The organism is Desulfovibrio psychrotolerans (assembly GCF_013340305.1).
Classification (GTDB): Bacteria; Desulfobacterota; Desulfovibrionia; order Desulfovibrionales; family Desulfovibrionaceae; genus Halodesulfovibrio; species Halodesulfovibrio psychrotolerans.
The window spans coordinates 283840-294844 of record NZ_BLVP01000010.1 but is presented as its reverse complement, the minus strand read 5'-3'; the positions used below and the strand labels follow the sequence as shown (position 1 = coordinate 294844).

The following is an 11005-nucleotide window of genomic DNA, read 5'->3' as shown; positions in this document are numbered from 1 at the left end:
CAGGCCACGGCAGCGGTTCGCAGTGGTCAGTGTAACCCCGGCCTCCACAGTCAAATTGCGGGCGTTGACCACCACCATGTCGCCGTCCTGAACCGACGGCACAGTTATCAGCCCGGCAGTATTGGTCCAGCCGGGCATAGGCGACCACGACACGCCGTCAAACGACTGCTCGGCACCGGCGGCAACGGTGAGGCGCAGATCCCCGTCACTCCCATCGCCGAACCAGTTACGCAGACCGGAATTGCTGCCCAAGGCTGCAGCGGGATGTCGGAAAACACTCATTACGCCACCACCTGCATGTTGAGTGCGGCAAAGCCGCGAATGACAGGCGAACCGATGGAGGCGCGCACCGAGAACATGACTAAATCCTCCGCGTTGGCGTCCTGCGTCACCTCCAGCGCTGTGCCGCCGGGCCAGAGGACCGATGCCGGAAACGCGATGGACCGCCCTCCGGTTGCGTCCTGCCGCACGGTCAGCTCATAGGTCGCACCGGGTTGTGCGTTGGTCAGCGTCACGGTTGTCACCGCATCGGTCAGCGTGATCTGCGCCACCGGGTTTGCGGCCATGTCCCACGTTACAGCGGCGTCAACGGCAACCAGCGTGGATACGGGATAGCGCTGGCCTGCCAGCCACTGGTGGGACGTCGGGAGCAGGTCAACAATCTCTTCTGTGATGTGGAAGTGGTCTTCATCCGCTGCACCAACCTGTGCCGCCGTCACACCATGGGGATTGTCGTTGCGTTCCGCGTGTCCGGAAAGTACGCTGTTTACCGCAGCCAGCAATCCGGCTTCTATGGCGTCCAGATCGCCGTTATCCAGCACACCAGCGGGATAGCGATTGGCAATGAACTGAGCCACCCCGGCGGCAACAAGCGCGGCCTGCCGGGCAACCCGGTTGGCAAGATCGCGGCGTGCAATACCGGGCTGATGCCCGCGCAGGCGCATGTTGTCCGTTGCATATTCGGCTAGCGGCAGCAGGTCTCCGCTGCTTTCCAACCCTTCATGGGCAAACGATAGTATGTCGTTTACGGCGCCTTCGTTAAGCGGCATTACACTTCCTCACTGTTTACGATGGGTACAGAATCTGCGGGAAATTGCCCGTACCCCAACCGGCCAATCCGGCGCTGTCACAATCCCACGCGAACAGCGCTGCGGCATCAGGATCAGTGGACGGGGTTACGGCGAAATAGGCCACACGCACGCCTTGCGGTTTCAGCGGAATGTAGCCCTGCAAAAGCAACTGGCACATGACTGCATCGGGGGGGACGCCCGCAATGCCGACAACCATGCTCATATCCTGATTGTCCTGTATAAGTATGATGCTGCCTGTGGCAGCGAAGGCGGCTCCCCAAATGGTGTATGCTCCGGGTATTGTGCCGTCCCAGTCATTTGCGGCGACCTTGGCCCGCAGGAGATTGCGGTAGGCGTCATCCGGCAGGCTCACCATCCCGGATGCAGGGTCATACGGGCCTTTCCAGACACCCTGTCCCCACCCGACGGTGTCGGCGTCCCATGAAAAATACACATCCGTCAGAGGCACGCTCAGACGGCGGCTACGCCCGATCCACTCGCCGGTTTTATCCAGCTGCACTCCCACCGCGCTGTCCAGATCGAATGCGCACCGCATTTCCTGAAGCACATTATCTATGCCGCAGAGCGGTGCCAGAATGGCCTCCATCACGGCCATAAACTTGGGGCGATGCCGATGCTGCGAGGATATCAGCGCCAGATAGTCGGATATGGCCATTATGCCTCCACCACCGTCACGGTCACATCGTCTACAGCGCAGGCCAGAGCGGCATTGAACGGCACGACGATATTGGACGCAGCCAAATCATTGCCCTCTGTAGCAACGCGCAGAGATAGAATGTCGAACGTGCGGGCGCTGCCGTCCGCAGCGTTTACGGGGGTGTAGAGCTTAGAGAGCAGCAGGTCGTCCCCTATGCGCAACGCATTGATATAGTCTGCAACCCCTGCCTTGATGGCATCCGCCGTAACGGCCAGATACCCGCTGAGCGGACGGATCTCGATGTCCACGATCGTCCTAGGCAACTGGGGGCGATAGAAGCGGATGAGGAGAGGAGAGCCGTAGCTGTCCTGCACCTGCACGGCCACATCACCGTATGTGCTGGTTCCGGGTGTTTTCTTCGCGGCTATTGCCGTGGCTATGGCTGTCGCGTCCCCGCGCTCCACGACCAGGCAGATGCTGTGCGGCGGCATGCCGTTGGCATCCACCGCGTCGCTGTCATTCTCGTATCCGCGCGATCTGGTCACGCCGGGCAATGAGGCAACGGCTCCCAAGGTGCCTTCAAACACGGTAAGGCTCGGCAACGCAGTGGAGATGGTCTGCCTCCGGCGTAATGCAGCATCCGTTTCAACAGGCGCACCGGCAATGGCCGCAGCGGGGTTGGAAACCTGCTGCCATCCCCGCGTGGGGGTGGCGATAACCGTTATTTCTCCGGCTGCCGCGCGCACGTCACCAGTTTTTTCGGCCTGCGCGGTGACCGTTATTTCGCCTCCCTGGGGGATGGTCACGGTTACAGGCAGCAACCAATTCTGCCCGGCGCTGTCCTTGGCAATCCCGTTGGTGATGATGGTGCCCACCTGACCGATGATACGCAGGTCAACACTGCTGTAACTGGCGGGCCGCCGTTGCAGGCCGTTGATCTTTACCGATCGCGACAATCCCGCACCCTGCGCCGTCTGGGGGGAATATGCATTGTAAACACTGCCAGCCAGCGTGTAGCAATCGTAAATGCGCAGGGCAAATACAGCGAGCATCTGGCCTTCCTGCGAATCAGGCTCAAGATACACGTCGTTGCCAAAAATGGCGCGATGCGCCGCCTGCAGGTCTTCCAGCACCTCCGGGTACGATGGCGCATGAAATCCGGTCTCGTCGATATATGCACGAGCTGCCACTACATTACCTCCTGCACACTTGCGGCACCGTAAACGGTTTCAATGGTCACATTCACAGTGAGCTTGCGCGTTTCGCCATCAAAAACGGATTCATATTCCGTGATGGCGGTCACCCCTTCCGTTTCCAGAATGCGGGCGCGGATCACCGGGTCGTAGCTTTCCTTGGTGTGTTTACCCAGCACTGCGGGTGCGTAGGGAATGCCCTCCTGCAGGTCCAGAAACCATTCTCCGGTCAGCAGCCGCAGCCGGGTGGCAACTGCCTGTGCAACACACTCCGGGCTGTCTTGCAGATAGTCCGCATCGCCGTGCCCCATCACCATGTCGCCGTTTGCGTCCAGTCTACGGTATTTCATGCGTTAGGTTCTCCCGTGGTACCGCCACTGTCGCCGGGGTGGGTGTGGTGCATCTGGCTGATCCCGCCTGCGACCTGGTCGCCGGTACTGGTATGGCTGCCATCCTGATTGATATCGCCCACCATGTTGAAGGCCGCGCTGCCGCCCCCGGTGCCGGACATGTTTATGGCGTTTGCCTCGATAGTTAAGGAGGGAGCCTTAAGGGTGATTTGCACGTTGGCCTCGGCCGAGACTTCGCCTGCCGGGGTCAACTCGACCTTCGCCGCAGGGTTCTGTGCGCGGATGGTATAGTCCGGCATCATGGTCACGTGCGCCTTGCCGTCATCCGTGCGCAGCTGCACGTTGTCAGCATCCACTCCCGGTGCAAGGCGGCGCACTTGAGAGCGGGGGCCGACAAACGCGAATCCGTCAGACAGATCATGCATCCGTGTTTCCAAGGGCCGCCCGATGCCGCCGTTTTGCCACCATGCGTCTATGCACCGGCTGGCAAAAATGACCAGGCATTCATCCCCCTTCCGGATAGGGTACGTCAGGGTAAACCCGCCACCGGCAGGGAACACCACCGGCACGTCGACCAGCAGCGGCAGATTCACAGACCTGCTGCGACCCGCTTCATCCTGCACCGTGCCACTAATGGCGGGCTGCACGGATACGGTTTCCGCATCCGGATCGAAGCTCTCCACGATACCGGGCAAAGCAGTCCACAGGGCTGCCTGCCTCCCATCAAGGGCGGTGCGCATGGCTTCTACCGGATCGTCCTGTCGTTCTCTTCTGTCCATTGCTTTACCTCGCCACGTCCAGCGGTACCCGCGACGTATCATCAATCCCCAGACACACCATGTCCGCATACCAGTCGTTACCGCGTGTGTCGCCGCGATATTCAATTGTGAGCACCCGGTATATACCGTCGTGGTCCAGCGCCGGCGCGAGCACCGTGTTTGCCTTCAGGTCTGTCTTCACGCGCTGCACACTGGCGTTGTCCAATTTGACGCGGGCACCTATCCGCAGCTGGGGGTTGAGCAGTGCGCGAACCTTGATCCCGTCCTGTGTCTGTTCAGGGGTGCCCACCAGGCCAGTCTCGTGCGTCAACACAACGGCCGCGCCTGGCAGATACCCGTTCCGTGGCAGCATCTGCACCTTGCCGTCCTGTATGCTCCAGCCAGTGTCAGTAGTTTCGGCAATGCCCCGCATATGCTCCCTGGCCATGCCGTACATGACCTTGCCGCGCGGCAGCGCCTGGTTGCCCAGGTCCGGTATGTATCCCGTCCCGGCTCCCTTTTCTGCCATGGACGATTGGCACACGCTCACGCGGTCGGCCGGAGTGGAACCTGCGGCCAGCGTGGTGTTTACCGTGGCGAAATTGTAGGCTCCGTCGCCGTCCGCCGCGATGATCTCCAGCCAGGTGTCCGTACCGTTTTCACGGCCCTGACGGACCTGCCGGATTGTACCGTCAAAGATAGTACCGAGCTGCGAGTAACCGGCCATGAGCACCACGCGGGTAAACTCCCGACGGATGCGGTTGGCCGTGTCTGCAGACAGGTTGTAAACCCGTATTTCCGCGCTGTTGGGTGTTTCCAGGTCGCCCTTGCGAACAGTAAACGATACACGCAGGTCGCCCAGTTCAAGCCCGCGAGAGCCAGATCCGGCAACTATCAGGGAGCACTGCCGCAACCATTGATCTATCATGCGCTTTCTCCATCCGAGGTTATGAACAGCAGATCAACGCCATTGCCCAGCGTGTCATAGGCAGGGGGTAACTCACTATCAATGCGCAGCTCGCCCCCCAGATTCAGGTAGTCATACGGACCGAACAAGTCGGCACCGGCAACAAGCGGTACTCCGCACACAATAGGGGCGGCGCTTTCCGGTTCATAAACATCCATCACCCATCCGCCTTCCACAGTTTCAAACCAGCGAATGGTCAGGCGCAGCTCGCGACCAGCCAAGGTAATGCCGAACGACTGCGGTTCCGGGGTCAGGGGGATGATAAAGGTCGTCATTAGCCAAACCCGCCTTTCAAAATGCTCTGCCTGGGCTGCTTCTGTCCCGCGTCTGATGTTGCGCCGGTCTTTCCCGGCTGGGCATGGCGGCTACGTGGCGGCACCGTGGTCGTGCGTGTGGTTACGACGACGACTTCTCTGCAGGCCGCAGTAAACATCAGAGCATGTTCTCCGGCGTTGTCAGTAACTGTCGAAAGCGTCTCCAGCAGCATGTTGCGATACAGGCGCTTGCCCGTCACCAGGTCGAACAGTTCACGCGATTTCTGCAGCTCGAGTAGCGTGTTGTAAAATTCTACGCTCCGGCGTTCCCCGCCGGTGTTTTCCGCACTGGCATCGGAAACTCCGCCCCGGATGACCACCGTTGCGGGTTTTTTGAACGCATGGTCGCTGATTGCCGCGCCCTGCTCAACGGGGTGCTCGGTGACCTGCAGGGCATCTTCGTGGCTTTCCTCGACCACCACATCGGGATACAGTCCGCCTATACTGCGCGTGGGCCGCAGCAGTACCGGCCCGGAGGATTTGGAAAGCACATCGCTCATCGGGCAACCCCTCTGGTGTGGCGGACCAGATCCGCATTTACCTGCTGTTGCCGCTGCGCCACGTTATTACCCACGGCTGCAGGATCGCCTGCACCGGTGATGGTGATGCTGGTTGTGCTGGTTACCTCTGTCGACCGTTTGCTGTTGTCATAGCTGGCGGTTTCGCTATGCGAAGGTACCAGCGCCGCAGTATTGGTCTGCGCTGCAGCACGGACAGCATCACCATTTGTACCCACATCTATACCAAGCACACCGAGCAGCTTGCCTCCGACACCTCCCACCAGGTCTTTAACCCGGCCCACGATGGAGCCGAGGAAATCCCATACTGCCCGCAAGGCATCAAGAAAGGCATCCGCTGCGCCGGTTAAGTCCCCCGTAAACAGAGCAACAAAAGCATGTGCAATGGACGTGGCCACCTGCATGAGCATGCGCAGATAGTCCACGATACCGCCCAGGGCGAACGTGAAAATGTCCACAGCCATGGGAGCGGTAACGGAAAAAACGGCACCGATGATTGAGGCTATCTGCTCAATGGCATCTCCCAGCGTATCAACAAATGCCGCAGCACCTCCGAAACCACCTCCGAAGGCGTCCAGAATGGTCTTCCCGACAGTCGCAGCCATCTCATTGATGAAGCTCCAGATGCGGCTCAATGCAGCCGAGATAAGAGGCAGCACCCGTTCGGCCAACTTGCCCAACGCGGCGAGCAGAGGGGCCAAGCCCTCCACGACCGCCTTGATCTGCCCCACCCACGGCCCCCAATCGAAGAAACTCTCGCCCCCTTCCATATAAGTCATAAGGTCGTCGACCAGGGCGATGATACCGAGCAGTCCCGTAATCAGCATGCCCACCGGCGTGGCGAGAAAGCCCATGTTGAGCACCTTCCAAGCCGCGAGCAACCCGAAGGCCCCCAGGATGAGATTTCTGGTGCCCTCATCCAGCTTGTCGAACCAGGCCACAGCCTGCGACGCAAGCTTGATAACCCGGTAAACAAACGCCCCAAAAACGGCGGCAATGCGAAGCACCACGGTAATCACGGCTTCGAAGAGTCGTTTGATCTTGTCGAAGTTCTCCATGATTACCCGGCGCAGGTGCTCTATGTCGCGGCGCATCTTACCGATAAAGGCCAGCGCCACGCCCTTGGCCAGAAGCACCGCCATGGTGCGCAGCTTGCCCAGCTCCGCCATGAAGCCCTTGCTGGCCTCGGCTGCGGCCTTGGCATCGATTCCGGCAACGGCATACATCTGCCGGAACTCATCCTTGAGGGCGGCAACATCGCCTGTCAGGGCGGGAATGAGCGACTGGTCAATGCCCATGCGGGCTGCATAGGCGCGGCGCTGTGCCTCGGACATGCCCCGCATGCGTTCCCCCGCCATCTCCAGCGCCTTGGCGGCGTCCTTGATGCGCGGGTTATTGGCGATCATGCCCTCCATGGAACTGGTGACCGCATCGATGCTGGCCCCGGACTGTTCGGCCACGTAGCCCAGTTCTGCGATCCGGTCGGCAGTGGTGCCCAGGCGCTGCGCCGTGATGGCCATTTCCGCCTCGCCCTGGGCAACCTTGATGATGCCAGCGTAGATGCCACCCGCAATGGCGGTTATGGCAGCACCGAAGGCGGCAACTTGAGTCAGGCTCGTCTTCAGCGACTTCTCGTCGGCCTCAAAGCCGATGGATGCCATGAACTCGGCTATCTTTCCGCCCAGCATCTACTTCCTGTTCCTTTCCAAGGCTTTTTCCAGCCTTCTCGAATTTTCGTCCTGCACCGTCAGGGCATCGTTCATCAGCGCCACGTCCGCGAGTGACAGCGTTCCGTCCCTCAGGCTTTCATACCGGCACATGCCGCGTAGCACCGGCTTCAGCAGCCAGTCCTCGCCACCGGGCAGGCTTACCCAGTCGACGTGGACGTCCCCTCCTGACTGGAAAGGGAGCGGTACGCGCCGAAAAAATCGGCAAGGTTCTCCTGAACTGCCTCCATGGCAATCTTCAGCATGTCCACAAGGCCCACAGTGAACATGGTCGCTCCGTTCACCCGAACTTTGGCCCAGCCATCGCCACCGGGGTTGCGGCGCTCAGTCACGTCCAGACAGGCGTTGATCACGTATTCCACATCCTCGTCCCGGATGTTCTGCAATGCGGTGGCCAGGGCGCTGATGCTGGCGGCCTCGTCGTTTTTCCAGTCCACGTGCTGCAGCTCCACCAACCCGGGCAGCACCGGCAGCAGACGCCGCACAATATGCAGTTGGGTAAACGCATTCATTTTTCCGGCCCGGTACTTCACGCCGCCGATCTCAAATTCCTTTCCCATGGGTTACTCCACTTCGGGCGTTCCGGTGCCCAGTTTGGTGTCTATGATTCCGGCGTGGAAGGTCCACTCGATGTTCCCCGCTTCCTTGGCGTAGGCATTGGAGGGCTGCTTGGCAAAGGCCACTTCCGTGCACGTGATCACGTCGCCGGAGATGGGGTTGCGCACCACAATGGTGTTCTGCCCGTGGTAGCGGGCGGAGGTGGTTTGGTAGTTGTACATGTTCTGCAACTGCGCGTTTACCGTGCTGGTCTTCTGCAGCCGCACAGTAACGGTGCCGGAACGATCAGCGTACAGTGTGTGCATCGCCTTGCCGTCGGCCCCGACCGTCATGGCGCTCTTGTCGCCGGTGGGGTCGATGGAAATGCCTTCTTCGGCGTTCCCGGCTCCGGACAGGGAAAAGGCTCCGCCAGGCCCGTCTATAGATGCCTGCACATCCAGAAACGAATATGCTCCCATGTTGATACTCCTCTTGGACCTATCTGTTTACGTCGATCTGCACATCGACAGAGTGGATGGCACCAGCCAGCTTTGCAGCCACCTGAATAGGAGGTGCCTTGCGTTGTTCACGCTCGGACTGCGGTTGGTCGTCCACCGGCTGTGCATAGATATAGAATCCGGTGGGCAGGTAGTCGCCGGTTTCCAACTGGCCGAATCCGTCGGCATTCCACATGCCGGGGGCAATCAGGCCGTTGTTTACGCCTTCCTTCATCACCTTGGATATGGTGGCGACAATCCGGTTTACCCCTGCATCGGTCTGCGGAATCTTGGTTTTGGACTGATACAGGGCGTTGTAGCATTCGGTCTGCACGGCGTTCTGGAGCCAGTCCAGCCCGTGGATCTCGTCGAAGAATGCGCCGCCCGACATGACGCCTTCTTGCAAAATGGCCGTGTCGTTGTCGTATGCGGCGAACACGTTGCAGTTCTTGCTGGTCAGGGTTGTAGCCTGCGTCTCGGTCAATCCTTCTGCGACCACGCCGGGTTCCTGCTTGAACTTGAGCGTGATGGTGGAGCGGTTGGCGTTAAAGTTAACGGTAAACGCTCTGCCCAGAGCGGAGCAGGCTGCGTACTGGTTGGCGCTGTACTGCACGAAGGTGCGATTACGGCCCAGCGCCTTGAGCTGGGAGGCAAGATCATCCGTCACAGTGGAGGAGAGGATGCGGCTGTCCGTCACGGTTGCTGCATACATGCGGCTTTTGGAGGCAGCCTCTACATAGCCGGAAACAGCGAGATGTTCCGCCGTGGTGAGAGCATCCGCAAACGTCAGGCCATACCAGCCTCCGGAATGATCGGCCAGTTCCAGCGCGCATTCCAGCGGCGTTTCGGCGTCCATGCCTGCGACGAGCGGCAGCGCCAGTGCTTCGGTCACAGCCAATTTGGCACTGATGTCCGTTCCGGCTCCGGGTGCCACGGCAAAGCCGAGGGCCTGCTCCGCGCCGGTGCCGATTGTGGCGACGCGGAAATGATCCCCTTCCCATGTGCAGGTTGCGCCGTCTGCAGCCAAGGCTGCGGCAATGACTCCGGCAACGCCGTTCATGTTGGTGGTGCCGGAAAAGTCCAGCCCGTCCACGGTGATGCCGGTACCGTTTACGACCAGCCCAAACGCACCATCCGCAATCCCGGACCAGTCCGATACGGCCGTCTGCGTGACCGTGCCGCCAATGAGGTAGGCAGGGGTGTCCGCCTTGATCCAGCGGCCGATGCCGAGAATGTAGGGGCGCGGCGTCTGACTGAAGAACAGCTCGGCAGCCTTGTACTCCGGCGCGTCCACGCCGAAGTCGTTGGCCACACCGTCAATGCCGGTGTAGTAACGGATGCGCTCATTGGGCATAATGACGTCGCTGCTGCCCGCAATGCACAGCACGCCGAAATTGCGACGCTGAGCTGCTTTGGGCTGCAGGTTGACCGATACGCGGACCACGCGGTCCACGGAAAGCGTAGAGGCCATGATGTTACTCCGCGCAGCCGCCGCCCAGGGGAACCGAAAGATCACAATCGGTTTCCAGGATGCCGCAGCCGCAGTGTTGCAGGTTGAGAGTGGCGACTGTCCGGCGCGTTTCACGCCGGAAGAAAATTGTCATGTCCGACCTGGGCAGCCAGCGGTTACCCACCAGCTCCGGATTGCGGGTTACATCCCCGGCGGATTCAAAGGCCAGCCCCATGGCGCGTAACCCGGCGCGGTTTTGCGCCACATGCAGGCCGTCCCGTAGCAACAGGGTGGTTGCGTCGCCTTCAGGGCCGTAGAAGGCGACCATGACCGTCAACCGCGACTGGGTAATGATCTCATCGCTGCCGTCCCCGGCACCGACGTGGCGCACCTCTGGAAAATTTGAAACGGCGTGGTCCATGATCCCGAAGGCACACCATGTCTCGCTCGGCTTCGGTTGGCGCGGTGGCTCCGGCTGCCAACGCGGCCTGATGAGGCTGCCCTGCAATCCGGTAATGCCTGCGATAAGATCATGCAGGGCATCCTCAATGATGGAGAGCGGTGCAACGGACGTCAGGGCGAGATACCCGCCTGTGGCACTGGTGTTAGGCATCGGGTGTTTCCTCTTCCAGTACGGCCAAGGCCTTGGTGTATCCATCATCCCCCGGCCAAAACTCTGCCAGCGAGACGCGGTACCGCCTGCCATCGTGCAGCACCCGGTCCGGCTTTTCGCCGTCCCGGCCCGCCGTCAGGCGTACCGTGATAAACACCATAATGCTGTCCTTCCCCCTGTCCGCGTCAGGCAGGCGCTCCAGTTCTTCACCAGGCGCGGGCTGGATAATGCCGACGGCATTGTCCCCTACCGTGACCAGCACAGCGCGCCCCTTGTCGTCCACTGTCTCCGTGATCCGCTCAAAGTCGATGGTCCGGGCACCAAGTTCCGGGTCCGTGATCAGTTCGCGCATG

The 11005-nt window shown here is 60.6% G+C and carries 16 protein-coding genes; all 16 read right to left on the bottom strand.

Features of this window, described 5'->3' with window-relative positions; translation table 11 throughout:
* The coding region (locus HUV26_RS13310; RefSeq protein WP_174410621.1) for a hypothetical protein at positions 1-282 on the bottom strand (282 nt) is incomplete at its 3' end.
* The gene (locus HUV26_RS13305) at positions 282-1049 is read right to left on the bottom strand and encodes a hypothetical protein (RefSeq protein WP_174410620.1); all 768 of its coding nucleotides are present in this window, start codon (positions 1047-1049) and stop codon (positions 282-284) included. The genes HUV26_RS13310 and HUV26_RS13305, both read right to left, overlap by 1 nt.
* Positions 1050-1065: 16 nt before the next feature.
* The gene (locus HUV26_RS13300; protein WP_174410619.1) at positions 1066-1746 is read right to left on the bottom strand and encodes a DUF2612 domain-containing protein; all 681 of its coding nucleotides are present in this window, start codon (positions 1744-1746) and stop codon (positions 1066-1068) included.
* The gene (locus HUV26_RS13295; RefSeq protein WP_174410618.1) at positions 1746-2918 is read right to left on the bottom strand and encodes a baseplate J/gp47 family protein; all 1173 of its coding nucleotides are present in this window, start codon (positions 2916-2918) and stop codon (positions 1746-1748) included. Before HUV26_RS13295 ends, HUV26_RS13300 begins: the two co-directional genes overlap by 1 nt.
* A complete protein-coding gene (locus HUV26_RS13290; RefSeq protein ID WP_174410617.1) occupies positions 2918-3271 on the bottom strand; it encodes a contractile injection system sheath initiator in 354 nt (117 codons plus the stop codon). The genes HUV26_RS13295 and HUV26_RS13290 overlap by 1 nt, the downstream gene beginning before the upstream one ends.
* Positions 3268-4050, bottom strand: a complete 783-nt coding sequence (locus HUV26_RS13285) for a Gp138 family membrane-puncturing spike protein (protein WP_174410616.1) — start codon at positions 4048-4050, stop codon at positions 3268-3270. The genes HUV26_RS13290 and HUV26_RS13285 overlap by 4 nt, the downstream gene beginning before the upstream one ends.
* 4 nt (positions 4051-4054) lie before the next feature.
* Positions 4055-4957, bottom strand: coding sequence for a phage protein (locus HUV26_RS13280; protein ID WP_174410615.1), 903 nt, complete (start codon positions 4955-4957; stop codon positions 4055-4057).
* Positions 4954-5271, bottom strand: a complete 318-nt coding sequence (locus tag HUV26_RS13275; RefSeq protein WP_174410614.1) for a phage baseplate plug family protein — start codon at positions 5269-5271, stop codon at positions 4954-4956. Before HUV26_RS13275 ends, HUV26_RS13280 begins: the two co-directional genes overlap by 4 nt.
* Positions 5271-5810: a phage baseplate protein gene (locus HUV26_RS13270; RefSeq protein WP_174410613.1), complete on the bottom strand. Its 540-nt coding sequence runs from the start codon at positions 5808-5810 to the stop codon at positions 5271-5273. The genes HUV26_RS13275 and HUV26_RS13270 overlap by 1 nt, the downstream gene beginning before the upstream one ends.
* Positions 5807-7516, bottom strand: a complete 1710-nt coding sequence (locus tag HUV26_RS13265) for a hypothetical protein (RefSeq protein ID WP_174410612.1) — start codon at positions 7514-7516, stop codon at positions 5807-5809. The genes HUV26_RS13270 and HUV26_RS13265 overlap by 4 nt, the downstream gene beginning before the upstream one ends.
* On the bottom strand, positions 7517-7648 hold the full coding sequence (locus HUV26_RS16945) for a DUF6889 family protein (RefSeq protein WP_274602463.1): 132 nt from the start codon (positions 7646-7648) through the stop codon (positions 7517-7519).
* A gap of 47 nt (positions 7649-7695) precedes the next feature.
* Positions 7696-8115, bottom strand: coding sequence for a phage tail assembly chaperone (locus tag HUV26_RS13260; RefSeq protein ID WP_174410611.1), 420 nt, complete (start codon positions 8113-8115; stop codon positions 7696-7698).
* Positions 8116-8118: 3 nt separating this feature from the next.
* Positions 8119-8571 carry a phage structural protein gene (locus HUV26_RS13255; protein ID WP_174410610.1) on the bottom strand — a complete coding sequence of 151 codons (453 nt, stop codon included), beginning with the start codon at positions 8569-8571 and terminating at the stop codon, positions 8119-8121.
* Positions 8572-8590: 19 nt separating this feature from the next.
* A complete protein-coding gene (locus HUV26_RS13250) occupies positions 8591-10060 on the bottom strand; it encodes a DUF3383 domain-containing protein (protein WP_174410609.1) in 1470 nt (489 codons plus the stop codon).
* A gap of 4 nt (positions 10061-10064) precedes the next feature.
* Positions 10065-10652: a phage neck terminator protein gene (locus HUV26_RS13245; RefSeq protein ID WP_174410608.1), complete on the bottom strand. Its 588-nt coding sequence runs from the start codon at positions 10650-10652 to the stop codon at positions 10065-10067.
* Entirely contained in the window at positions 10645-11004 is a 360-nt protein-coding gene (locus HUV26_RS13240) for a hypothetical protein (protein WP_174410607.1), read from the bottom strand. The genes HUV26_RS13245 and HUV26_RS13240 overlap by 8 nt, the downstream gene beginning before the upstream one ends.
* Position 11005: the final 1 nt, after the last annotated feature.